Below are 23,340 nucleotides of genomic sequence, written 5' to 3' on the forward strand. Positions count from 1 at the left end.
AGATGAGCGTCCGTCTCGCAGCGCTACGAATCAAGGTGCATTAGAACCAGATACTCAACCACGGTGTAGTCGGTGAATGGAAAGTACGTTCAATAGTCGCACCGGCGCCTGAAGTGAGCTCGCGCATCCGGCCACTGGCAACGAGGGATTCGGCCGTCACTCCCCCGAGATACAGCGAACTGAGTTCGTTCACTGAGAGCTCGACGGCAGCGGTATTTGCAGGAAGTTCGTCCAAATGGGACACCTGTGGGGTTCCCTCGTCATCCGTTTCAAGGAGGAAGCGCCCGTTAGCGAAACCGAGCGTATCCGAGACATCAAAGGCGATGCGCGAGGAGCTGGTATATTGCCGCGCAGTGAGCGAGGCAGGAACATCGAGGATGCGCAACCACAAGTGGTCGATGGGAGTCGCTGTGACAGCCCGCATGTCGGAGAGGTGCCAGAGGAGCGGTTCAGCGACGGAACGGAGTTCGGATTTAACTTCGCGCACCAAGTCGACCTCGAGAACGTAGCGCCACAGGGCCTCGTAGGCTTCGGCAGTCTCCGAGAGAAGATAATCGACTGTGAGCGAATGATTGGTGATATCAAGCCCACCACCACTCACTCGATAAACAACAAAGCCGCGAGGAGTTCCGCCGTCATCGTCGAACCTCACGACACGAGTTTTCTTGGTGTACTCCTCGTCGCCAGGAGCTAGACCAGCGATTTGCTCCCATCGCAAAGGCCACACCCCTATTTGGCCGGGAGTCGCAAGACGAATGCGATCAAAAATGTTGGGTGCATCGTTGCTGAATTCAGACGGCGAGACCGGCTGCAACTTGCCACGACGCTCCGAGGATCTGAACGTTGCGCGGGTGGAGTCAATAGTGAGATCTGCGGCAAACACTGCAGGTCCGAAGCCGAATCTCCCGTAGATAGTGGACTCCGAGACGGTGAGCATAGCCATCGGCAGCCCCATGCTCGCTGCGGAACGCAACTCGCCTTCGAGCAGCGATCTGGCGACGCCTCGGCGCCGGTGAGTTGGGGACACCGTAACCGAACTGATTGCCCACGCATCAATGCTGCGACCGCCAGGAACTGTCAGTTGTTCAGTCCATGAGCTGGTAGTTGCCACCGGGACCTCTGGCGAAATCAGGCTGTCATCCCACACACCAACAGTGCGCCGGTAGGTCACTCCCTCAAAGTTGGAGTCGACCTGTTCTTGAGACATGACCGGACCATGAAAACCTCGAGAGTCCGCCTGAAACCAGGCAGCAAAAGCCTCCCGATTGGAGGAGTCAACTAGACCGTAACGCAGGCCGCGACTGGCGAGCGAAGCTGCTGAAGTCTCATCAACGGGGTGCGTAGAAAAGTCATTCGTCATGCACCAACGCTACCGCGTACCCTACTGAATGAACCATGGCGGGTAGACCGCCACTTTGGTCGCGAAGGATGCAGAATCGAGCAGTTGCTTCACACGATCTCGAGCGCGGTCACTAGCTACACCAACAAGCTGCACTTCGTCGAAGGCAAATGAACCATGAATCAGAACTTCAGCATCCTCCGTGAGTTCGTCGGCGCGCAAATTCCCCAGCATTCGCGTCTTGGTTTCTTCATCAGCGGCAAACCGAGTGAGCGATGCAGAAGCGTCACCATCGGCAAGCACCGCGTCATCACCGAGAGCACGAATGGTTGTTACCAAAAAAACGAAATCTGTCGATGATGCTGCACGTGCGGCATCCGACCACCGTGGCTCCATTGCGCCATCCCGCAGCTCACGCCATGCACTTGACTCAGGTACGAGGCTGAATGGCACGTAACGGTCGACCGACTCCCCCGTGCTAAGCGAGGCTGTGCTGCGAAGTTCACGAGTAAGAGGCGAACTGATGTCTAAGATCGGAGTTTCGATTTGAGCTGCAGCAACCAGTTGTCCCGTACGAAGAATATTTTCGAGATTGCTGATGTGCGTGACGTGATAGGCCCGCTGATCGGCCAGGACCGGGAGCTTATTGCTTGACGCTCGTGGCGCACCAGGTACGCGTTTGGTACGCGATGACGTTGTTGCCCGCGTCACTGGCTTGGCAGGGGCAGCCTTGGGGAAGCAGGAATCGCACAATTGATTCTCGAAGCCGTGGATGCACTCGGTGCCACTCATTGGGTCCTTTCTCGGAGTTCAGAAATGACCTCCGTTCCCAAGGTACGGCAATTATCGTCGCTGTATTGCCGACGCTGCTCGCATGGCCAACTCCCGGAGTAGTGATTCGTGGCTCGAATCGAACGTGCGGGGTCCAGTATCGAAGATGCAGACAGCGCCTACAACATCGCCGTTAGGTGCCGAAATCGGGTAGCTGGCATAGAACCGGATACGCGGCCCCCTCAGAACCCAGGGGTGATCGGAGAACCGAGGATCCTTGAGAGTGTCTTGCAATACGACGAGACCTTGGGCGACAAATGCCGCGCTGCAGAAGTCCCCTGCTTCGTCACGCCGCATGTCGCCAACACCTGAGGTGGAGGTGAACCAGAACGTTTCTTGATCGTGAAACGTAACCGCAGCGCCCGTAGTGTTAAACATGACTCGAGCGGACTGAGTGATCGTCTCAAGCGAGTTCGACACCGACCCAATTGAGAGTGCGGAATCGTCGAATGCTGGACGATCGGTATTCGACGACCAATTTGAGGGCTGAACGGCGCCATCTGCGAGTCGAGCAGCAATTACTGGAGCCAGCTCGTGCGCCCAGTGCGCGTAGGTGTGGCTTGCAAACGGAATGCTAGCGGAATCCGACGGTGGAGTTGCGGGAACAAATGTGATGCCCGCTCGCGCCGCACAGAGCTGTTCAATTATGGCGTTGAGCTTGGCGATATTCATATTGACAATGCGGAGCAGCATGGCGGGCAGCGTAAGCAACTCGTCGGCGGGTGCAATCCCCACGATGAAACTGTGAAGTGCACCTCCCCCGCTGTCTTTGATAGCGTCGAGCAGCGCTGACACGTCTCGCCGCCACACAAAGAGCGAGCGCATCCGTATGGTGTCTGCTCCTCCCAAGGTCAGCACAAGTGCATCAAATTTCTCTAGACGCGCCCAGCCAATGATGACACGGATGTCTGCAGCGGACATGGAAGGGTCGGAGACGATGTCGACGCTGCACCCGCGTTTGGTGAGTGCGGAAAGTTCACGGGCGAGGTGACCGCCGAGGCCCAGCTCGTGCGTAGCAACTCCGAATCCAGCTGACTTTCCCGGACCAAGCAGCAGCACGCGGTCGGGATCCGGGCCAACTGCTTCAGCGCGCGGGTCATCTGTGGGCACCACAAGGGTCCGCCAACTCTGCGGAATTAGCGCAAGACAAAGCTTGACTAAAGGCCACGCCAATAGCGCAGCATAGCTACGAAACAATCGATCCCCACCCGAACGTCCAGACACGGACGCACTCAAGCTACAAAGTATAGACCTGAATACTTTTCAGAACTAGCAGAATGAGGAAAACTGATGATTATTTACGAGCGGCCTTCGCAGAGCGTTCGGCCTTGATCCGTGCATTCTCTTCGTTGACCGCGGCGTGAACCGATCGCTCCTCAACGAGCCATTGCGGCATTTCGACGAGAAGCGATTTGATCTCTGAAGTTGTCATCACGTCGGGCGCTCCTGCGCGGGCGAGTCCCGATGTCGAAACCCCGAGTTTTTGAGCAACAACCTGTCGAGGATGGGGCCCTTCGCGGCGCAATTGTGCTAACCATTCCGGAGGTGATTCGAGCAGCGCTGCAAGTTCTTCGCGACTAATTTCGGAGTCACGGAACTCTTCTGGGGTTGCTGGCAGATAAATACCGAGCTTTTTGGCGGCTGTCGCGGGCTTCATGGTCTGAACTGGCACGCCCCAAGACTAACCTGAACCCATGCCTTCGTCATTCACTGTTGCCTTCGTTCTCGGTGCGACCCCGGGCAAATGGGCACGCGTCTGGAATGAGCGTCTCGTCGATGTCGCTCTGAATCTTGTAGCAAGCGAGCAAGAAGAGGCATTGGCCATGCTGCACAGCGGCGCCGCCGACGTCGCCCTCCTGCGTCTACCTATCGATTTAGATTTCGATGGCGATCGTCCGCTAGCCGCAATCCCGCTCTACACAGAACGTGCCGTCGTGGTTGTCCCTAAGGAACACGCACTGGCTAAGTCGGAGTCGGTCAATCGTTCCGAACTTAGCGCTGAGAATGAGTTATCTGGTGGCTGGTCAGAGGCAACAGAACTTGTTGCTGCCAATGTGGGAGTGGCCATTATGCCGCAGTCGGTAGCACGAGCACTGATGCGCCGGGATGTCGTGGCAAAGCTACTCGACGACGGGCCAGAGTGGCAGGTCGCCGTTGCGTGGCGCGACGGTTCGGTTGATCCGCACGTTGAAGAATTCATCGGCATCGTTCGCGGACGCACTGCACGGAGTTCACGGGGAACAGCGAAGGCTTCAGAGTCTGCTGACGCAACGGCGGAAGCTAGCCAGGACAAAACGGCAACAAAGAAACAGCAACGTCCTAGTCAGGCGAGCCCTCGCGTCAAATACCCGCGAGCGAACGTACGACGTCCGGCTCGTCCGGGCAAGCGTCAGAACAAGAAACGCTAGCGGGCCGACCGCGACATACGGAGCCGCCAGCTCGTGCGCGTGATCGTTTAGCTACTCTTTCACTCCTGGACCGTCGAGCGCCCCGGCAATTTCGGGAGCGATCGCGTCAGCCCAAGTTCGATAATTTTGCCGGCCCTCTATAGCTTCCGCATCTTCAGGCTCTGGCGCGAAATCGATCCGGTAGACACGTTGTCGTTGTTCAACGAGTAGACGAATTTGTTCATTGTATTCAGATGTCAGCGTCAAGAGACGGCGCTGGTAAGCGGCGGTAAAGGTCGACATCTTTGGCGCAGTGCAATCCAAAACAAAGACTTGCGTACGCGATGTGGTGTTGGCAAGGACCGAGTCGACCAGCTCGCCGATGCGTCGACCCCACGTTCGTGCGGGGCGAAAAGAGAGAAGGTCGAAAGTTCCGAACGACAGTACTACGGCATCCGTTTCGCTGAGTGTTTGAGGCGTGAGGAGTGACTGTGCTGCTTTAGGGGACAGCCTGACGCCGGCGATTGTCGCCACTTGAGTGCCGCGACCCGTGATGGCGGCGAGCGAGCGAGCGAGCGAACCCCCGAGGGCGAGCTCATGAGATGCAACCCCGTAGCCGACAACGACGCCCGAACCGCACAGGAGAATATTCCGAGAATTGGGTCCGTCAACTACCACGGGCGGACCAGCTTCAGGCACAGGAAGACCTCGCCACGAATGTGGTGAGGTATATAACCACACAAGCATGAATGACTTCATCACGATATGTCCTAGCGTGGCGAACATCTCTTGTTCTCCGTTTCGGGTATATCGGAGCGCATCGCTCAGGTGGTTGCGATGTAAATGTCCCAGCGGGAGGGGCAGTCTAATTATGCGGATCATAACATCGTTATGAGCCGCTAACCATACCTCCGCGGCTCAAAGGACCGCGCTCCCCGCTCCTAACGTGTGCTGATGCTTGCGAATTTTCGCACCGCAAGCGGAATGAAAATCGCCAACATCAGTACAATTCCGATGAGGACTGTGATCACTGGATGTTGTTGCGACCACACCTCGGACTGCGCAGAGCCCACAGGGGTATTGCCGAACAACTCACGAGCTGCTTGCACTAAGGCCGATACGGGGTTGAGTTCCGCAAATGCGCGCAACGGCCCTGGCAGAGTTTCTGCGGGAACAAACGCATTTGAGATGAAGGTGAGCGGAAAGAGCACCAAGAAAGAAACATTGTTGATCACCTCGGGGCTGCGAACGCTCATTCCGATGAACGCCATTACCCACGACAACGCATAGGCAAAGAGCAAGAGCAGCGCGATCGCAGCGAGAGCCTCAAATGGGCTTGAGTTGATTCGCCAACCCACAATGAGTCCTGTGGCCATCATCACGACCATCGAAATTGAGTTAATGAGGAGATCGCCATTTGTGCGACCAACCAGCACAGCCGATGAGCTCATGGGTAATGTGCGAAAACGGTCAATAATCCCGTCTTTCAGGTCTTGGGCCATAGCCGAACCAGAGTAGGTGGAACCAAAAACCACTGTCTGGGCGAAAATACCCGCCATGATGAACTCGGCGTACGTGCTGCCGGGAATATCGATCACGCCGGCGTAGACATAGGTAAATAGCAGTACGAACATGATCGGCTGCAGGGTCGTAAAGACCAAGATGTCAGGGACACGTTTGATCTTGATGAGGTTGCGGCGAGTGGTGATCCATCCATCGTTGAGCCATGCGGCGACCGGCGAAGATGTGGTGGGGTACGGTGTTTTTTCGCGAACCGTAGCGGTCATTGCTGTGCCTTCTTTGCTGAAGTTGCTTTCTGCGTTGCGGATGAGGAAGTCGAGTCTGTTGGCTCAGCATCATCCGTGCTCGCCGTGTGGCCGGTGAGTTTCAAGAACACATCGTCGAGAGTCGGCCTGCGCATTCCTGCGTCATAAAGTTGGATGCCCTGGCTGGCGAACTCACTGAGAATACGTTGCAGTGCGGCAGGGGCGTCTTCTGCGTTAACCGTGAGTCCACGACCATCGAGGTTCACAACAGGTTCGGTTGTGCCAAATCGGGTGAGGATTTCGATGGCGGCAGCTGAATCATCCGTCGAAACAAGACTCACTTCAACGCGTTGGCCACCGATTGAAGCTTTGAGTTCGTCTGAGGTTCCCTTCGCAATGACCTTGCCATCGTCGATCACCGAGATACTGTCAGCGAGCTGGTCAGCCTCTTCGAGATACTGGGTGGTGAGGAGAACGGTTGTGCCCTCCCCCACTAGCGACGTGATGATCTCCCACATGCCGATACGGCTGCGCGGGTCAAGGCCGGTCGTCGGTTCGTCGAGGAAGAGCACCGGCGGTCGCATGACGAGGGCGCCAGCGAGGTCGATGCGTCGCCGCATGCCGCCAGAGAATCCCTTAACCGGACGATTTTGCGCTTCTGTGAGGTCAAAGAGGTCAATGAGTTCACGAGCCCGTTCGCGAGACTGTTGTGCGCCCAAATGGTAAAGGCGGCCAACCATATCGAGGTTTTCAAAGCCCGTGAGATTTTCGTCGACGGCCGCGTACTGCCCGGACACCCCAATCATTGGGCGAATACGTTCTGGTGAAGCGATCGCATCAATTCCATTGATTGTCGCGGTGCCCGAATCGGGGCGGATAAGCGTTGTGAGCACTTTTACTGTTGTCGTTTTTCCTGCACCATTCGGGCCGAGAAGGGCGGTAACTGTTCCCTGAGGAACGACAAGATCGAGACCGTCGAGCGCATGAACCGGCGCGGCCCCTTTGGGTGTGTAGGTCTTTCTGAGGTCAACTGCTTCGATGAAAGTCACGAAGCAAAGGTAGATGATGCGTGCGACATCGTAAAGACACGCCGGTAGATGTCGTACGCAATTGACACACTCGAACATATGTTCGAATATGAACAGGTGTCCCCTGTCTCCGCTCAAGCTTTTTCAGCAACCGCTGAAGCGCGATCGAGTGTGCAAAGCGGGAGGTCTATCGCAGCCAGCTCGGCTTCAGAACGGGTAGCCGAACTGCAATCCCGCATCGCCCAGATGCAGTCGCGCACACTAAATACCCAACTGATCCCCACCCACCCTGCTATCGGCAAACTTTTACCCGGTGGTGGTTTGCAACAGGGCAGCGTTTATTCGATAGATAAATCAACCATGTTGCTGATGGCATTGCTCGCGCCACCGTCTGCGGCAGGGTCTTGGTGTGCAGTCATTGGGGTTCCTGAGTTTGGCATCGAAGCAGCCGCACGCTTCGGGGTCGATCTTGAACGGTTGGTGTTGGTTCCGCATCCGGGTGACCAATGGTTGGCCGTTACTGCGGCGATCGCAGATGTCGTTGATGTTGTTGTGGCTCGACCCCCTGCTCGAGCTTCTGATTCTGCTGTCGCACGGTTGGCTTCACGGCTTCGGCAGCGCAAATCTACGCTGCTCATGATGGGGTCGTGGCCGCAAAGCGAAGCAATGGTGTCGTTGGGCGAAAGTCGATGGCATGGCATTGGTGCGGGTTATGGGCACTTGGCTGCTCGCGAGGTAACCGTCACTGTCACAAGCAAGAGTGCTGCACGTCCCCGCAGTGCGCGATTGTGGTTACCCGATTCGGCAGAAACTATTCGGTCCTATAACGACCACGAGTTGGCCAAACCTGAACTGACAGTCCTGCCTGAACTGACAGTCCTGCCGCAAATTTCGGCGCTGCCGCATCGGGTGTCAGCATGACCGCCACACCGCTTCCTTTGGCTCAGCGCTCCGCTAATCCTCTTTCTCTCCCCCGCGTTCTTGTGCTGTGGTGTCCTGATTGGCCAGTGGTTGCTGCCAGACAACACGAAAAGTTGCCGACGGATGCTCCGCTCGTGCTCACTGAGAAGGGTCTCGTTTTTGCCGCTTCTGCTTCTGCGCGGGCTGAGGGGATCAGCCGGGGGTTGAGGTTGCGAGAAGCGCAGTCGAAGTTTCCTGGGCTTATCGATCGCGCCTACGATCCTGCGCTCGATAGTCGTGCATTCGAACCTGTGATTGCTGGCGTTGAAGAGCTAATTCCTGGCGTACAACTACTTCGACCGGGCATGTGTGCTGTGAGGGTGCGTGGTGCCGCCCAGTATTACGGTGGCGAAAAGGCTGCAGCACTCACCGTCATTGATCGAGTTAATGAGATTGTTGCGTCCGATGCACGAGTGGGTATTGCTGATGCCCTCTTCACTGCGGTGCATGCTGCACGCAGCACTGTGGGGGCAGATCCGCATTCTCGCTCCGGTCAGGCGCGACTCATTCCTCTCGGAGAGTCTGCAAACTTTCTGGCACCACTACCCATCGCGGTGCTTGAAGAGCCCCCGATCGCCACTCTTCTCCTGAAATTGGGTATCTCTACTCTTGGCGGCTTTGCCCAGCTTGAGCACAGCGATGTTCGTATTCGTTTTGGAGAACTCGGCGCTCGATTGCATTCCCTTGCTGGTGGTCGTGACCCCCAGGCATTTATTGCCCGCACGCCTCCTCTCGATCTTGATGTTGTTATCGATTTTGAGCCAGCACTCGACAGGGTCGACCAAGTGGCCTTCGGCATTCGCAGTCTGGCTGATGATTTCATTGCGGCACTGGTGAATGCCCAATTAGTTGCCACCGCGATTCGTGTCGAGCTTGATTCCGAATCTGGCGAAATTGCCGAACGTGTGTGGTTACATCCGCGGTCATTCACTGCAAGCGATGTTGTTGATCGTGTCCGTTGGCAGGTGCAAGGCTCCGGTCTTATTGATGCAGGTTTGAGTTCGGGTATCAGTCGTGTGCGCATTGTGCCCGAAACGGTGGATGCGATTGGCAACCACGAAACAGGATTGTGGGGTTCTGGGCTTGAGCCGCGCATCCATCACGGACTCTCTCGAGTGCAGAGCATGCTCGGGCATGGGGCTGTGCTCATGCCAACTCTGCAGGGTGGGCGAACGCTTCAGTCGCGGCAGCAATTTACCGCTTGGGGCGATCGCAGCATTGATGAAAGATCTGCGCATCGGCCGTGGCCAGGGGCGCTGCCTGCTCCCCTACCGGGAACAGTTTTTTCATCGCGTCATGCTGTGCATGTTTTTGCTCACGATGGCAGTCCAGTTTCCGTGGATGAGCGAGGTCAGGTTGCTGCGGCCCCCGCACGTTTTGCGACCAGCGATTCGCGCTCGCGCACGCTAACGGCGTGGGCAGGGCCGTGGCCTCTCGCTGAACGCTGGTGGGAGGCGGGGGCCTCAGGAAATGCTTGGCGTTTTCAAGCCGTCGATGACACCGGATGTGCGTGGTTGCTTGTGCTCGACGATGGCGGCTGGTGGGCCGAAGCGAGGTACGACTAATGCACGTGTGGTTGATGAACGTTCCGCGGGGTGAGGTGTCTCATGGCGTGGTCTAATCCTCCGATTCCGTGGCACCAGCTTGAGCGAACGCTGTCGGGGTTTGGCTCGGTTACACCGATTGGCGAAGCCGGTGACGGGCGTGCCATGTCGTTGGTGTCGAGCAAACGTGTGCCCTATGTCCCTCCGAATGAGCATCTCGATGTAGAGCATGGTGCGTCGACGGGCGACGCCGATACGGCATCCCTTAGTGAGGTTGTGCCCTATGCCGAGCTTCACGCGCATTCGAGCTTCAGTTTTCTTGATGGCGCGAGCATGCCGGAGAAGCTGGCAGAAGAAGCTGCTCGGCTGGGACTGACTGCTCTTGCTCTTACCGATCATGACGGGCTCTACGGAATTGTCCGAATGGCTGAGGCCGCAGCCGAGTTGGGGCTTTCCACACTGTTTGGTGCAGAACTTTCTTTGAATCTCACAGAACCGCAAGCCGGCAACGCTGATCCGGAAGGCGAACACTTGCTGGTGCTTGCTCGCAAAGAGGAGGGGTATCACCGATTGGCGCTGGCTATTACTCGCGCGCAACTGGCGGGAGGAGAAAAGGGGCGCCCGCAGTATGACCTGAACGAATTGGCGGAGTTGGCAGGGGGACACTGGTTTGTGCTGACCGGATGCCGAAAGGGTGCTGTGCGTCGAGCGCTCTGTGGCCCGAACCCCAATTCAGCACCAAGCAATGAATCAATAACGGCTGCTGGCCACGAGATCGACCGACTGTGTGAGCTCTTCGGCAGCGAAGCTGTCATTGTGGAACTTTTCGATCAGGGGTATCCCCTCGACTCTGCTTACAACGATGCTCTCTACTCTTTAGCTCATGCGCGTGGTCTCCGTGTTGTTGCCACCTCGAACGCTCACTATGCGACGCCACGCCAACATCATCTTCATTCGGCGATTTCCGCCGTGCGTGCTCGACGCAGTCTTGATGAGATGGATGGCTGGCTCCCTGCTGCCGGAACAGCTCATCTGAAGTCGGGCGTCGAGATGACGGCACGCTTTTCCCGCTACCCCGGTGCGGTGGCTACGACGGTTGAGGTGGCCAATGAGGCGGCGTTTGAACTGAGACAGGCGAAGCCAGCCCTTCCTGATCAGGCGGTGCCAGAGGGGCATACGCCGTCGAGCTGGCTACGTGAACTCACCTGGGCGGGAGTCGCCGATCGAGCGATCACACTTTCTGCAGCTAACCGGGCACGTATCCAGCGTGAACTTGATGTGATCGAAGAGAAGAATTTCGCCGGCTACTTCTTGATTGTGCACGACATTGTGGCGTTTGCTCGCGGCCGAGGAATCTTGTGTCAGGGACGAGGCTCAGCGGCCAGTTCAGTGGTGTGTTATTTGCTGAAGATCACGGCGGTCGATCCGATTCGCTACAAGCTTCCGTTTGAGAGGTTTATTTCGGCAATGCGCGAAGAGGAACCCGACATTGATGTCGATTTCGATTCCGAACGTCGTGAAGAGGTCATCCAATACGTCTTTGACCGCTACGGGCGCGAAAATGCGGCCCAGGTGGCGAACGTGATTCAGTATCGTCCCCGGTTTGCTGTGCGCGATATGGCGAAAGCACTCGGCTACAGCGCGGGTCAGCAAGATGCCTGGTCACAGCAAATGGAGCGGTGGGGTTCTGAAGTTTCCGGAATCGACCATGACATTCCCGACTCGGTGTTGGAACTTGCTCAGCAGGTGATGAAGTTTCCGCGGCACTTAGGTATCCATTCGGGCGGAATGGTGCTGACGCAACGACCCGTTGGCGAAGTTGTGCCCATTGAGCATGCCCGCAAAGAAAAGCGCACAGTGGTGCAGTGGGATAAAGATGACTGCGCGTGGATGGGGCTGGTCAAGTTTGATCTTCTCGGCCTCGGCATTCTTTCGGCCATGCAATACAGTTTCGATCTCGTTGATGAGGCACTTGGTGAGCGTTGGGATCTCGCTACGATTCCCGCCGAAGAGCAGGGCGTCTACGACCAGTTGTGTCGAGCTGATGCCATCGGGGTCTTTCAAGTGGAAAGTCGCGCTCAGATGGGGCTGCTGCCGCGTCTGCAGCCGCGAGAGTTTTATCATCTGGTGGTAGAGATTGCGCTCGTTCGCCCCGGTCCGATTCAGGGTGGAGCTGTGCATCCGTATGTGCGCCGCAAGATGGGTGCCGAACCGATCACTTACCTGCATCCCAATCTGGTTGAGCCACTTGAGCGCACCTTGGGGGTACCCATTTTTCAGGAGCAGTTGATGCAGATCGCGGTGGCGGTTGGCGGATGTTCGGCGGATGATGCTGACCTGTTGAGGCGCGCGATGGGGTCGAAGCGCGGCATCGAACGCATCGACAAGTTGCGGTCGAAGCTCTATTCCGGGATGGCGAGCAACGGAATCGTCGGGGCGGATGCCGACCGCATTTACGAGAGCATTCAAGCCTTTGCCGGTTTTGGTTTTGCTGAAAGCCATGCCCTCAGCTTTGGCCTTCTTGTTTATGCCAGCGCGTGGATTCGACTGCACTACCCCGCGGCATTCCTTGCTGCGCTGCTGCGCGCGCAACCGATGGGTTTCTATTCTCCACAGTCTTTGGTGGCGGATGCTCGGCGCCACGGGGTGCAGGTGCGTGGCCCTGACATCCATCGTTCTGGGGTTTTTGCGGGGCTTGAGCAGCACTCTGGGAGCACAGCGCCTACCGGAAGTGGGCAGTGCACCGATCACGAACAGCCACCGGTCGGCCCCTTTGATCGCTCGGCCCACTTTGATACTGATGATCATCGTCGTGATGGTGCATTCGCGGTGCGTCTTGGTTTGGATGAGGTTAAGGGCATCGGTACAGCTGTTGCAGAAAAAATTGTGGCTGAGCGTGATTCGGGCGAGTTCGTTTCAATGAATGATCTAGTTCGCCGCGTAGGGCTCACCACAAAGCAGTTAGAAGCGTTGGCGGCGGCTGGTGCCTTCGATGGGTTCGGGCTGACCCGTCGGGAGGCGCTGTGGAATGCGGGTAATGCTGCACACGATCGGGAAGAGTATTTGCCGAACAGCATGGTCACTGTGCAGCCTCCGCTGTTTTCGTTGGCCTCAAATTTTGATGACCTGATGGCTGATCTTTGGGCAACGGGAATCTCTCCAGCAAGTCATCCTGTGGTGCATCTGCGAGAGGCTTTGACGCGTCGGGGGGTTCTTTCTGCCACTGACCTTGCTGTCACCGAGTCGGGTCGCCGCATCGAGATCGGTGGAGTGGTTACCCATCGGCAGCGTCCGGCAACAGCCAGCGGCATCACCTTTATGAATATCGAAGATGAGACGGGACTCATCAACGTGATTTGCAGTGTCGGTGTCTGGGGGCGGTATCGCCGCATCGCGCGCGACAGTGCAGCCTTGATTGTTCGTGGCATTGTTGAGCGATCAGATGATGGCGTTATTAATGTGCTCGCAGATCGTTTTGAGCCACTTTCTGGGCTTCCCCGCACGCAATCGCGTGATTTCCATTAAAAGAAACTTCATTACCGTTGTGTGAACTTTACGAAATACATGACCCATGCAGCGCAATACTGATATAGCCTTATGGAATCGTTCATGTTCTATACAAGGCATGGATGCGGCCTCGACTGTCGGGGCCTGAAAGAAACGCTCCTGGAGGAGTTTTAAATGGCACTAGGTACCGTCAAGTGGTTCAACGCAGAAAAGGGCTTTGGCTTCATCGCCCCCGAGGACGGAAGTCCTGATGTGTTCGCCCACTACTCGGCCATCGCAACAAATGGCTACAAGTCGCTCGACGAGAACCAAAAGGTTGAGTTTGACATCACACAGGGTCCCAAGGGACCCCAGGCGGAGAACATCCGCCCCATCTGATCTTGATAGTTCAGTAACGAAGACGCCCTCGGTCCTATACCGGGGGCGTTTTCTTGTTAACCCACGATTGTTTTAGCTGCAGCAGCTGCTCGATCAGTCGGATGGACCCACAAGACCACAGCGATGGGGGTTGCGGTGCCACGCGTCCGGCGCCCAGCGTGTTGCGAAATGTGAGAGGCACTCCCCCTAGGAGTGCATGCTTTTACTCAGATAGTCGATGCGCGTTTGCAACTGCGTCACCGTTGCCTGCGCGACAGCAGGCCCTCCGCAGACTCGGCGCAGCTCAGCATGAATGAGTCCGTGGGGTTCGTTGGATAGTTTCGCGCGTCGCCCCACCAGATTATTCAGCAGGGTGCGTTGCTCTTTGAGCGTTCGATACAACGGTTGGGGCTTGTCTGCTTTTGGCTTGCCTTCGGCGCGCCGAGACTGGCGTTTCTGGCGTTGCAGCAGTAGTTCGCGAACCTGTTCAGGTTCCAAAATTCCGGGGAGCCCAATGAAGTCGAGCTCTTCATCACTGCCTGTTTCTGCCGCAAATCCAAACTCATTCCCGTCAAAAAGCACCCGGTCGAAATTTGCATCTGACTCGATTGCTTCCCAAACGAACTCATCTGAAAGCTCATCACTCGTTTTCTCTTCCTGGTTTTCGCTGTCGAGAAGGCTATCGTCAAGCAACTCGTCTTGTGCGCTCTCACGATCGAGTGCGTGATCTCGTTCCTGCTCAAGCTTTTCTGCCAGAAGCATCAGCGATGGAACGCTCGGTAAGAAAATGGATGCGGTCTCGCCACGTCGGCGCACGCGAACGAACCGCCCAACGGCTTGAGCAAAGTAGAGCGGTGTCGACGCTGACGTTGCATACACTCCGACGGCTAGCCGAGGAACGTCTACGCCCTCTGACACCATCCGCACGGCAACCATCCACCGGCTGTCGCTTGCCGCGAACTTCTCGATACGTGCAGAGGACTCTTTTTCGTCAGAGAGGACAATCGTCGCTGACTCCCCCGTAATTTCTTTGATGAGTCCCGCATAGGCGCGCGCAGCGAGCTGGTCAGTAGCAATGACGAGTCCGCCAGCATCCGGAATCGAATGCCGCACTTCGCTAAGACGACGGTCAGCGGCTCGAAGCACTGCCGGCATCCATTCGCCTTGGGGATCAAGGGCAGTGCGCCAAGCTTGGGAAGTCACATCTTTAGTGTCGCCCTCGCCCAGCCGGGCCTCCATCTCATCACCCATGCGGGTGCGCCAACGCATCTTGCCTGCATAGGCCATAAACATGACGGGCCGAACGACGCCGTCGCTGAGGGCACGGCCGTAGCCGTAGCTGTAATCCGTGACTGAAGTGCGAATGCCTTTGCCGTCGGGCGCGTAGGTGACAAACGGGATAGGGGCAGTGTCACTGCGAAATGGAGTCCCCGTGAGGGAGAGTCGCCGGGTCGCGCGGCCAAACGCGGTGTGGATGGCATCGCCCCAACTCAGCGCATCACCGCCGTGATGCACCTCGTCAAGAATGACGAGGGTCCGCGCCGAATCGGTGATTTCTTGATGCAAGGATGCCTTCATTGCGACTTGCGCATAGGTGACGGCGATTCCGTTGAACCGTCGACCACCCCACGCATCGCCGTTGGAGAATCCAGGGTTGAGACGCAACCCAACTCGGTCAGCGGCATCGGCCCATTGCCGCTTGAGATGGTCTGTTGGGGCGACAACGGTGACGCGGTCGATTTCACGTCGTGCGATCAGTTCAACCGCTAATCGCAGTGCGAAAGTTGTCTTTCCGGCTCCCGGTGTCGCTGCAGCAAGAAAGTCTTTCGGCTCTCGTTCGAAATATAGATCGAGTGCTTCGGCTTGCCACGCCCGCAATTTGGACGCGGTGCCTCTGGCGGCGCGCTCCGGGTACGACGGTGAGAGGTGTTCCGCCGCAAACGTGCCCACGGTTGGGCCAGGCAATGGAGTGCTCACTTGATAAGACTTTACCGTTTCTGACTGACATCGATGGTCGCGGCAGCGGAGTTTCGCTGCAGGCGCGGGCTAATCGCGCTGGCCGAGTCGTGGACGCGCGGAGCGTTCAGCACCTAGCAACCGTGCAGGACCAATAGCTCCGCTGCCGAATCGTGCTGAGGCCGCTTCCATTGCCTCTTCAGCATCACGCCAGCCGTCTGTGGTGTCCCACAAGCTGATGAGCGTTCCTCCGGGGTCGACGAGTTGTTCTCCGCGCACACCGACGAGGCGGACGGGACGTCCTTCGGCCACAAACTCGTCGTAAATGCCTCGGACGGTCTCGTAAAGGGTGCGACCGAGATCGGTGGGCTCAGGCAGCTTGCGGGAGCGCGTCACCGTGCTGAAATCCTCGAATCGTAATTTGAGAACGACAGTTCGCGCCACCACGCCGGCAGCTCTCAGACGAATGGCAACTTTTCCGGACAGGCGCAGAAGCTCTCTGCGGATCCCGTCGGCGTCGAGCACGTCGTATTCGAAAGTCGTCTCGTGGCCGATGCTCTTTTCTGCCGGGCGCTCTTCGACCTCTCGGTGGTCATTGCCCCAGGCGAGGTTATGCAGTTTCACGGCACCGGCCTCCCCCACTGCTCGCGTTAGCGACTCGCGATCGGCGTGGGCGATGTGGGCAATGATGGAGAAGCCACGCTGCTGAAGCGTCTCCTCGGTCTTGCCGCCGACGCCCCAGAGTGCAGAGATGGGCAACGGATGAAGAAACTCGATGGTCTTGTCGGCCGGAATCACGAGCAGACCGTCTGGCTTTGACAAACCTGACGCTACTTTAGCTACATACTTGGATGCCGCAGCACCCACTGAGCAGACTAAACCTGTCTCGGCGAGGACTCGCGCGCGAAGCAATGCAGCGATTTCTTTGGGCGAGCCATAGATCGCGCGTGCGCCAGCCACGTCGAGGAAGGCTTCGTCGATGCCCAATCGCTCGACCTTTGGTGTGAGTTCATCGCAAATCTCAAAGACTTTGGCTGAGTAGTGCTGGTACCGCTCAAAATGTGGCTCAAGCACGATGGCTTTAGGGCAGCGTCGAAGCGCCAGAGCCATCGGCATCGCCGAGTTCACGCCGTATCTACGAGCTTCGTAGGTGGCGGCCGTGACAACTGAGCGGGTCGAGTTGTGGCCGACAATTACTGGCTTGCCAATGAGTTCGGGGTGATCGAGGAGCTCAACGGAAGCGAAGAAGGCATCCATGTCGACGTGCAGGATGGTTGCGGTGCTGTCGTCGACGTCGAGTGCCGACACGTGCCGTGTCAGTCCGTCTTGCTTGCCCATGCTCCTATTCTCTCAGGAGCCTCTGACGCTGCGGTGACGCTTCACTGCCCCTCCGCAAGCCGAGTATTCGAACCGCTAAGCAGGCCGGGGTGGCGGGCCACGGTGGCGGCTGATAAATCTCCCGCAACCGGTTAAACAAAGCAGGCGGCACACCTCGGTGTGCCGCCTGCTTTCTTAGTAAAGAGTTAGCGACGTGAGCCGCGCGTGACTAGTCCGTAGATGAACAGCACGAGCACTGAACCAGCGATGGCTACAAGCCACGTCTGGATGGAGAAGAATTCTTCGAGCCCGATTCCGAAGATCGCGCCTCCAACGAATCCACCAACGAGTGCACCAACGACACCAAGGATCAGTGTCGCAATCCAACCGCCGCTCTGGCGTCCGGGCAGAATTGCCTTAGCGATGGCTCCGGCGATAAGTCCCAGTACGATCCAACCAATGATTCCCATTGTGTGTTCTCCAAACGGTTGTATGTTGTCTTCGATGTGAAGATCGTGAATAAACCTAATATGCCCCCATCCGGGGGTCAAGTGATACAGGCTGCTCACAGGAATCACTCGGGTTTCGCACAGACAAAATGTGAGGCAAGCTGGATGAATGCAAGAACAACATCCGTGGACTCGATATGTCGCCATTGGCGACTCCTTCACTGAAGGAATTGGCGACCCAGAACCCAACTCCCCCGGCGGCAATCGCGGGTGGGCCGACCGTGTCGCTGAAGTTCTTGGGCAAGACAAAGAAGGCTTTGCCTATGCAAATCTCGCGATCCGTGGGCGACTGCTTAACCAGATTCACGCCGAGCAACTCGAGCCGGCACTGCTGCTCAAGCCCGACTTGATTAGCGTCTCGGCTGGAGGAAACGACATCATCCGCCCCGGTTCAGATCCCGACGAGGTAGCTGGCCGAGTCGATGCGCTCGTTGCCGGGCTACGAAGCGACGGTGCCACAGTCGTGCTATTCACGGGACCAGACATCGGGATGACGCCAGTACTGAATCGCATGCGAGGAAAAGTCGCCATCTATAACGAGAACATTCGCACGATCGCTCATCGGCACGATGCCGTCGTCGCCGACATGTGGTCACTGCGTGAACTCGGTGATCCGCGCATGTGGGCACCGGATCGACTGCACTTCTCCGCTATCGGACATCACACCGTAGCTCGCATGGTTCTTGAGGCTCTCAACGTTGCCAATGAACTCGAACCGTTTAAACCAGAACCTCTTCCGCCGCGGCGTTGGCGCACAGCGAGAGTGGAAGACATCGGTTGGGCGCGCGAACACCTTATGCCTTGGGTGCTCCGTCGAATACGTCACGAGTCGTCTGGAGACAACATCACAGCGAAGCGTCCGGAGTTCTAAGCTTCGATACAACGTCAAAGGGCCCCTACCGACTCGGTAGGGGCCCTTCAGCGTTGTAGTGCGGCGTTCTTTAGCCTGTGTAGCCGGTTCGGCCCGCTGCAGGGCAATCGAATGGGTCACCGTCAGCGCCAAGGCCAACTTCATTGAGGTGACGAATAACAATTCCGTAGGAAGTTACTAGCCCTACCTCGGTGTACTTGATTCCCTTGGTCTTGCAGTATTCCTTGACCATTTCTGCGGCACGAGGCAGGTGCGGTCGAGGCATCGTGGGGAACAAGTGATGTTCGATTTGGTAGTTCAAACCACCCATGAAGTGGTTCATGAAGACACCACTGCGAATGTTGCGGCTAGTAAGTACCTGACGTCGCAGGTAGTCAACCTTCGATCCCTTGGGCAGAATTGGCATTCCCTTGTGATTGGGAGCAAACGATGCGCCCATGTACAAGCCGAAGATGCCCATCTGGACCGCGAGGAAAGCGAACGCCATTCCTACCGGTAGGAACGTGAAAACGACCGCGAGATAACCGATGTTGCGCACGAGGAGCAGGACGATTTCGAGAGCCCGCTTGTCGACCTTCTTCTTGAGGTTGAACACCTCTTGGAAAGCGTGTGAGTGAAGGTTGAAGCCCTCGAGCAAGAGAGCGGGGAAGAAGAGGTAACCTTGGCGGTTAGCCATGAACTTGGTAATTCCCTTGAGGCCGACTGCTTTTTCCTTCTGGAAAATGATGAAGTCAGTTTCGATGTCAGGGTCTTTATCTACCGTGTTGGGGTTCGCGTGGTGACGCGAGTGCTTGTTCATCCACCAGGCGTAGCTGATGCCGACAACGAGGTCGGACATAAGGCGCCCAAGCGTGTCATTGAGCTTGCTCGAGTCGAAGACCTGACGGTGAGCTAGCTCATGCGTCAAGAATGCGTACTGCGTGAAGATGATGCCCATGGCAGCCGCGATGAGCAGCACATACCAAGTGCCGGCCAGCATTGCGAAGCCAAACCAGGCTGCGACCATTGCCAACGTGATGACGGCAAAAGTGATGATGTAAAAGGCTCGACTGCGACGCAGAAGACCAGCTTCGCGCACGGTGCGAAGCAAGGCAGCGAATTCGCTGATGGGATTACCGACACCGCGTGGACCAGTTTTAATTACACGTGTGGGATCGGCTGAGAGAGAACTACTCACGTGACCTCAGAAGTTTCGTATGACTTCCCAGCCATGTGACATACGAGCGGGTGCTCCAGATCAAACAATCTTACCGCTAGTGCCTGTGAGCCCCGTGTTTATTTGATAACTAAAACAAACTCTGCGGATGCGTGAGCCTCCACCACGCTCCCGGGCCGTCGATTTCGTCACTGAAGTGAAGCGGAATTTCAATCGACTCAGAACCGATCTGAACATAGACAACACCGGCGCTTGAGCCTGCGGTAGCGACGCGAACTGGGTCGGCATCCACCGTCATCGTGATGTCATCTTCTCCCCAGACAACACGAGTGATGGTGGCTGAAGTGACAGCGGTGGTGTCATCGCCCCACGGCGTGTCGTATTCGGCAAATTTTTCGCCATCGCTGGCGAGAGTCACTTCTGTATAGCCCTCAGTTGCCTCCGCAATGAGCGTGCGGATTGCCGCAGCGATCGTCGGGTGGTCCGGTCCGCCGAGCACAACGCCAACGAATGTCTTGATCTCATCACCGATGGGAACGTCGGTAGAGAACAGTAGGCACGCATAGTTGTCGAGGAGCGTTCCCGTCTTGATGCCGTCAACGCCGTCGATTCCGAGAAGCTGATTGCGATTGCTCACGATTCCCAAGCCCGGAACTTCCACTGAAGGAGTTCCCACGATCGCCGCAATGACAGGCGTTGAAATCGCGAGGCGCGCGATTTCAGTGAGGTCTTGAGCGGTGCTGGTGTTCGAAGTCTTGATGCCCGACGCCTCGCTGATCGTGGTATTTGCTAGCCCGTGGTCGGTGAGCCAAGTAGCAGCGGCTGAAACGAATGCGTCTTCAGAGCCGTAAGCCCAGAGGGCAAGTGACTGAGCATAATTGTTCGCCGATGCAAGAAGCGTGACGTTCATGACGTCTCGTTGCGACAACTGCTGCCCATCGGAAACGGGCCATACCAGTCCGTATTGCGCTTGTTGGGTGTAGTAGTAGTCGAGATCTGCAGCCCCGAAGGTGATCGTTGGCCCTAACTCGTCAGCTGTTAGCGGCTTGACGTCGAGCACGACAAGCGCCGTGATGATTTTCGTAATCGAGGCGATAGGAAGCGCCTCTTTACTTCCAGCTTGTGCCAGTACGCCCGGACGATCAGTGGCAGCGATCGCTGAAGCCCCATAAGTCGGGAACGTGAATTCGGGCTCCGCGAGCTCTGGCGCTGGGTGAGCGATCGCTGACGCAGAGACTTGTTCGAGAGGCGCGAGCAGCGTGAGAGGGAGGTAGAACGCTGTCGTGAGAACAATTCCGACGACGGAAAACACGACAATACGTCGGCGACGAAAGATTTGGCGTTGAGTCAGCGGCACCGCATAACGCTAACAGTTCAGGTGCGATTGAGCGCTAGCGCACGCGAAGCGTGTACATTCCCACTGCGCTGGCGGCAGCGACATTGAGCGAATCCACGCCATGCATCATGGGAATCTTAACAACGCTGTCCGCAGCTTCGATGGTTTGTCGCGATAGACCATCACCTTCGGTTCCGAGAATGAGGGCGACTCGCTCTGGCGCGTTCGCGGCGAATGTATCAAGATCGATGGAATCGTCGCTCAGCGCAAGCGCTGCGAGGTGAAAGCCCGCTGTTTGGAGTATCGCGGCATCCGCTGGCCAGTTGTCCAGCCGGGTCCATGGCACCTGGAGAACAGTTCCCATGCTGACCCGCACGCTACGGCGATAGAAGGGATCTGCACAGCGGGGGGTGATGAGAACGGCATCGGCGCCCAGAGCGGCAGCCGAGCGGAACACCGCACCAACATTGGTGTGATCGACGATGTCTTCAAGAATGACGATGCGGCGGGCACCCTCGATCAGTTCTGAAACGGATCGCAATCGCGGTCGGTGCATCGATGCCAGCGCGCCGCGGTGCAGATTGAAGCCAGTCAATTGTTCCAACAATGCGGACTCCCCCACATAAACCGGGGTTTCTGAGTCACCGAGCAGTTCAGCTACATCGTCGAGCCACTGTTCGAGCACGAGCACCGCGCGAGGAATGTGTCCTGCCCGCAAAGCTCGGGAGATGACCTTCGACGACTCGGCAATGTACAAGCCGCCCTCGGGTTCGGTGCGGCGCCGGAGCGCAACATCGGTGAGGTTAGCGAAATCACTCAGTCGCGGATCAGAGAGTTCGGTAACCCGGATGACATTCACTGTGTGTTCCCAACTACGCGAATTTGAGGCAAGGATGTCTCGACTCGGCTTTTGTGCTGTTAGCAGTGTCTACGCTGGAGGTGTGCAGACACAAAACGCCAGCAACGAAATTGATCGTGCTGCGGAGCTTCTGGATGGAAAACTGATCAGCGTTCTCACCGGCGCCGGCATCAGTACCGATTCCGGTATACCCGATTATCGCGGCGAGGGCGCCGCGGTGCGTAATCCGATGACCTTCCAGCAATTCCAGAGCGCCGAAGACTTTCGCAAACGGTACTGGGCCGGAAGTCACCTGGGCTGGAAACGCTTTGCAGCATCCGCTCCCAACGATGGACACTTGGCTCTGGCTGAGTTTGAACGGCGTGGGCTGAGCAACGGCGTTATTACCCAAAATGTTGACGGGTTGCACCTGCAAGCCGGTTCAGGACGAGTTGTGGATGTTCATGGCAGCGTTGACAGAGCGCGGTGCCTTCGCTGTGGGCAATATTTCGCTCGCGTTCCTCTCGCTCAGCGCATTGAGCAGCTCAATCCTTGGCTGGAACAGTCTGAAGTCAACCGGCTGAATCCTGACGGCGATGCGGAGGTGCAGGAGGTCGAGGCTTTCGTGGTTCCTGACTGCACTGTCTGCGGCGGAATGCTGAAACCTGACGTTGTCTTCTTCGGCGAATTCGTTCCGCCACGAAAGTTTCAGCTTGCTTCGTCGCTCGTGGACCAGTCGGAGGCGCTCATCGTCGCGGGTTCGTCGCTGGTTGTGAATTCTGGAATTCGCTTGGTGGAGCGTGCGCTTCGCAAGCAGATCCCGCTCATCATCATCAATCGCGGCATAACAAAGGCAGATCGACGGGCCGACGTTAAGCTGGACGGCGGAGCATCCGTCATTTTGAGCAGTTTGCTCGATCGTCTGGGTACATAAGTAATTGAGCGCTGCACGAGCATGAGTTAGTGAGTGCCATCGATGGGAGTCCTGTGTTCATCTACCTAGTACGTCACGGCGAAACGGATTGGAATCGCCAGCGGCGCATTCAGGGCAGTAGCGACATACCCCTGAATGACACGGGGAGAGCTCAGGCGAAGGCAACGGGTGAGCTTCTGGCGAGACGTAACTGGGATGGCATCTTTGCCAGCCCACTCTCCCGCGCGATGGAGACCGCTCAAATCATTGCCGCGGAAACGAGTTTGGCTGAGCCGATCCCGCTTCCAGCGGTTGTCGAACGTAATTATGGTGACGCCGAAGGTCGCACGGATAGCGAAGTTGATGCTCTTTATCCGGGAAATACTGAAGTACCCGGCCGTGAACCGCGGCAAGCGGTAATTGACCGCGCACTTCCCGCCCTCGTGCAACTTGCTGAAGCCAATCACGGAAAGTCAGTGATCGTCGTCGTACATGGTGGAGTGATTGCGTCCATTCTGGCAGCGGTGGCACCTGAGCGACCGCGTTCACCCATCGTCAACGGATCGGTACACAGCTTTCGCCACGACGATGGATCTCTCTATCTGGTGAACTTTGATGACCCTATCGAAGCCGAATCAGAGACCACAGGCGGAGATCCATTTGACACGCAGAATGTACTGGCGCGTCGGGAGTCGTCAACACACTAGAGCGTGAGCTACCAGCTC

21 protein-coding genes are annotated in these 23,340 nt (G+C 57.1%); 8 read left to right on the forward strand and 13 right to left on the reverse strand.

The annotated features are described in order from the left end of the window. Positions 1-40: 40 nt before the first annotated feature. The 4 genes from ACOH1Z_RS01000 to ACOH1Z_RS01015 form a co-directional block, all read right to left on the reverse strand. Positions 41-1,360: a GNAT family N-acetyltransferase gene (locus tag ACOH1Z_RS01000; protein ID WP_449646643.1), complete on the reverse strand. Its 1,320-nt coding sequence runs from the start codon at positions 1,358-1,360 to the stop codon at positions 41-43. Positions 1,361-1,381: 21 nt separating this feature from the next. After that, positions 1,382-2,131 (reverse strand): DarT ssDNA thymidine ADP-ribosyltransferase family protein, encoded by a 750-nt coding sequence (locus tag ACOH1Z_RS01005; protein WP_449646644.1) that lies wholly within the window; start codon positions 2,129-2,131, stop codon positions 1,382-1,384. A gap of 51 nt (positions 2,132-2,182) precedes the next feature. Then, positions 2,183-3,283, reverse strand: coding sequence for a GAF domain-containing protein (locus ACOH1Z_RS01010; protein WP_449646645.1), 1,101 nt, complete (start codon positions 3,281-3,283; stop codon positions 2,183-2,185). Between the two features lie 181 nt (positions 3,284-3,464). Next, complete coding sequence (locus tag ACOH1Z_RS01015; protein WP_449648173.1) at positions 3,465-3,827, reverse strand: DUF5997 family protein; 363 nt, start codon at positions 3,825-3,827, stop codon at positions 3,465-3,467. A gap of 37 nt (positions 3,828-3,864) precedes the next feature. Here ACOH1Z_RS01015 and ACOH1Z_RS01020 point away from each other — a divergent pair, with 37 nt between their 5' ends. Next, positions 3,865-4,578, forward strand: coding sequence for a LysR substrate-binding domain-containing protein (locus ACOH1Z_RS01020; RefSeq protein ID WP_449646646.1), 714 nt, complete (start codon positions 3,865-3,867; stop codon positions 4,576-4,578). Positions 4,579-4,629: 51 nt separating this feature from the next. On the opposite strand, the gene ACOH1Z_RS01025 is transcribed toward ACOH1Z_RS01020, so the two are convergent. The 3 genes from ACOH1Z_RS01025 to ACOH1Z_RS01035 all read right to left on the reverse strand — a co-directional run bounded on the left by ACOH1Z_RS01025 (position 4,630) and on the right by ACOH1Z_RS01035 (position 7,372). After that, the gene (locus tag ACOH1Z_RS01025; RefSeq protein ID WP_449648174.1) at positions 4,630-5,316 is read right to left on the reverse strand and encodes a GDSL-type esterase/lipase family protein; all 687 of its coding nucleotides are present in this window, start codon (positions 5,314-5,316) and stop codon (positions 4,630-4,632) included. 182 nt (positions 5,317-5,498) lie between these two features. Beyond that, the gene (locus ACOH1Z_RS01030) at positions 5,499-6,344 is read right to left on the reverse strand and encodes an ABC transporter permease (RefSeq protein WP_449646647.1); all 846 of its coding nucleotides are present in this window, start codon (positions 6,342-6,344) and stop codon (positions 5,499-5,501) included. Next, positions 6,341-7,372, reverse strand: a complete 1,032-nt coding sequence (locus ACOH1Z_RS01035; protein WP_449646648.1) for an ATP-binding cassette domain-containing protein — start codon at positions 7,370-7,372, stop codon at positions 6,341-6,343. The genes ACOH1Z_RS01030 and ACOH1Z_RS01035 overlap by 4 nt, the downstream gene beginning before the upstream one ends. A gap of 78 nt (positions 7,373-7,450) precedes the next feature. Here ACOH1Z_RS01035 and imuA' point away from each other — a divergent pair, with 78 nt between their 5' ends. From imuA' to ACOH1Z_RS01055, 4 genes are all read left to right on the forward strand, one after another. Further along, complete coding sequence (gene imuA', locus ACOH1Z_RS01040; RefSeq protein ID WP_449646649.1) at positions 7,451-8,272, forward strand: DnaE2-dependent mutagenesis accessory factor ImuA'; 822 nt, start codon at positions 7,451-7,453, stop codon at positions 8,270-8,272. Further along, positions 8,269-9,876, forward strand: coding sequence for a DNA polymerase Y family protein (locus tag ACOH1Z_RS01045; RefSeq protein ID WP_449646650.1), 1,608 nt, complete (start codon positions 8,269-8,271; stop codon positions 9,874-9,876). The genes imuA' and ACOH1Z_RS01045 overlap by 4 nt, the downstream gene beginning before the upstream one ends. A gap of 42 nt (positions 9,877-9,918) precedes the next feature. Beyond that, complete coding sequence (locus ACOH1Z_RS01050) at positions 9,919-13,380, forward strand: error-prone DNA polymerase (RefSeq protein ID WP_449646651.1); 3,462 nt, start codon at positions 9,919-9,921, stop codon at positions 13,378-13,380. A 156-nt stretch (positions 13,381-13,536) separates the two neighbouring features. Then, positions 13,537-13,740, forward strand: coding sequence for a cold-shock protein (locus ACOH1Z_RS01055; RefSeq protein WP_009772173.1), 204 nt, complete (start codon positions 13,537-13,539; stop codon positions 13,738-13,740). Positions 13,741-13,926: 186 nt separating this feature from the next. On the opposite strand, the gene ACOH1Z_RS01060 is transcribed toward ACOH1Z_RS01055, so the two are convergent. The 3 genes from ACOH1Z_RS01060 to ACOH1Z_RS01070 form a co-directional block, all read right to left on the reverse strand. Beyond that, on the reverse strand, positions 13,927-15,696 hold the full coding sequence (locus ACOH1Z_RS01060) for a DEAD/DEAH box helicase (protein WP_449646652.1): 1,770 nt from the start codon (positions 15,694-15,696) through the stop codon (positions 13,927-13,929). Between the two features lie 69 nt (positions 15,697-15,765). Next, on the reverse strand, positions 15,766-17,013 hold the full coding sequence (gene dinB / locus ACOH1Z_RS01065; protein ID WP_449646653.1) for a DNA polymerase IV: 1,248 nt from the start codon (positions 17,011-17,013) through the stop codon (positions 15,766-15,768). A 185-nt stretch (positions 17,014-17,198) separates the two neighbouring features. Further along, positions 17,199-17,462, reverse strand: coding sequence for a GlsB/YeaQ/YmgE family stress response membrane protein (locus ACOH1Z_RS01070; protein WP_449646654.1), 264 nt, complete (start codon positions 17,460-17,462; stop codon positions 17,199-17,201). A 148-nt stretch (positions 17,463-17,610) separates the two neighbouring features. Between ACOH1Z_RS01070 and ACOH1Z_RS01075 the strand changes: the two genes are divergently transcribed. Continuing rightward, positions 17,611-18,372, forward strand: a complete 762-nt coding sequence (locus tag ACOH1Z_RS01075) for an SGNH/GDSL hydrolase family protein (protein WP_449646655.1) — start codon at positions 17,611-17,613, stop codon at positions 18,370-18,372. Between the two features lie 70 nt (positions 18,373-18,442). Here ACOH1Z_RS01075 and ACOH1Z_RS01080 read toward each other — a convergent pair whose 3' ends face one another. The 3 genes from ACOH1Z_RS01080 to ACOH1Z_RS01090 form a co-directional block, all read right to left on the reverse strand. Continuing rightward, positions 18,443-19,549, reverse strand: a complete 1,107-nt coding sequence (locus ACOH1Z_RS01080) for a fatty acid desaturase family protein (protein WP_449646656.1) — start codon at positions 19,547-19,549, stop codon at positions 18,443-18,445. 109 nt (positions 19,550-19,658) lie between these two features. Continuing rightward, entirely contained in the window at positions 19,659-20,885 is a 1,227-nt protein-coding gene (locus ACOH1Z_RS01085) for a D-alanyl-D-alanine carboxypeptidase family protein (RefSeq protein ID WP_449646657.1), read from the reverse strand. Positions 20,886-20,919: 34 nt separating this feature from the next. Continuing rightward, a complete protein-coding gene (locus ACOH1Z_RS01090) occupies positions 20,920-21,723 on the reverse strand; it encodes a TrmH family RNA methyltransferase (RefSeq protein WP_449646658.1) in 804 nt (267 codons plus the stop codon). Between the two features lie 82 nt (positions 21,724-21,805). Between ACOH1Z_RS01090 and ACOH1Z_RS01095 the strand changes: the two genes are divergently transcribed. Both ACOH1Z_RS01095 and ACOH1Z_RS01100 read left to right on the forward strand, forming a co-directional pair. Beyond that, positions 21,806-22,636 (forward strand): Sir2 family NAD-dependent protein deacetylase, encoded by an 831-nt coding sequence (locus ACOH1Z_RS01095; protein WP_449646659.1) that lies wholly within the window; start codon positions 21,806-21,808, stop codon positions 22,634-22,636. Positions 22,637-22,665: 29 nt separating this feature from the next. Next, complete coding sequence (locus ACOH1Z_RS01100) at positions 22,666-23,322, forward strand: histidine phosphatase family protein (protein ID WP_449646660.1); 657 nt, start codon at positions 22,666-22,668, stop codon at positions 23,320-23,322. Positions 23,323-23,340: the final 18 nt, after the last annotated feature.

It is taken from the genome of Rhodoglobus sp. (assembly GCF_053580035.1).

Excerpts from the sequence above, each read along its gene's own strand:
- ACOH1Z_RS01000 (WP_449646643.1), bottom strand. The coding sequence starts at position 1,360 with ATGACGAATGACTTTTCTACGCACCCCGTTGATGAGACTTCAGCAGCT.
- ACOH1Z_RS01005 (WP_449646644.1), bottom strand. The coding sequence starts at position 2,131 with ATGAGTGGCACCGAGTGCATCCACGGCTTCGAGAATCAATTGTGCGAT.
- ACOH1Z_RS01015 (WP_449648173.1), bottom strand. The coding sequence starts at position 3,827 with ATGAAGCCCGCGACAGCCGCCAAAAAGCTCGGTATTTATCTGCCAGCA.
- ACOH1Z_RS01020 (WP_449646646.1), top strand. The coding sequence starts at position 3,865 with ATGCCTTCGTCATTCACTGTTGCCTTCGTTCTCGGTGCGACCCCGGGC.
- ACOH1Z_RS01025 (WP_449648174.1), bottom strand. The coding sequence starts at position 5,316 with ATGAAGTCATTCATGCTTGTGTGGTTATATACCTCACCACATTCGTGG.
- ACOH1Z_RS01030 (WP_449646647.1), bottom strand. The coding sequence starts at position 6,344 with ATGACCGCTACGGTTCGCGAAAAAACACCGTACCCCACCACATCTTCG.
- imuA' (WP_449646649.1), top strand. The coding sequence starts at position 7,451 with ATGTTCGAATATGAACAGGTGTCCCCTGTCTCCGCTCAAGCTTTTTCA.
- ACOH1Z_RS01045 (WP_449646650.1), top strand. The coding sequence starts at position 8,269 with ATGACCGCCACACCGCTTCCTTTGGCTCAGCGCTCCGCTAATCCTCTT.
- ACOH1Z_RS01050 (WP_449646651.1), top strand. The coding sequence starts at position 9,919 with ATGGCGTGGTCTAATCCTCCGATTCCGTGGCACCAGCTTGAGCGAACG.
- ACOH1Z_RS01055 (WP_009772173.1), top strand. The coding sequence starts at position 13,537 with ATGGCACTAGGTACCGTCAAGTGGTTCAACGCAGAAAAGGGCTTTGGC.
- dinB (WP_449646653.1), bottom strand. The coding sequence starts at position 17,013 with ATGGGCAAGCAAGACGGACTGACACGGCACGTGTCGGCACTCGACGTC.
- ACOH1Z_RS01070 (WP_449646654.1), bottom strand. The coding sequence starts at position 17,462 with ATGGGAATCATTGGTTGGATCGTACTGGGACTTATCGCCGGAGCCATC.
- ACOH1Z_RS01075 (WP_449646655.1), top strand. The coding sequence starts at position 17,611 with ATGCAAGAACAACATCCGTGGACTCGATATGTCGCCATTGGCGACTCC.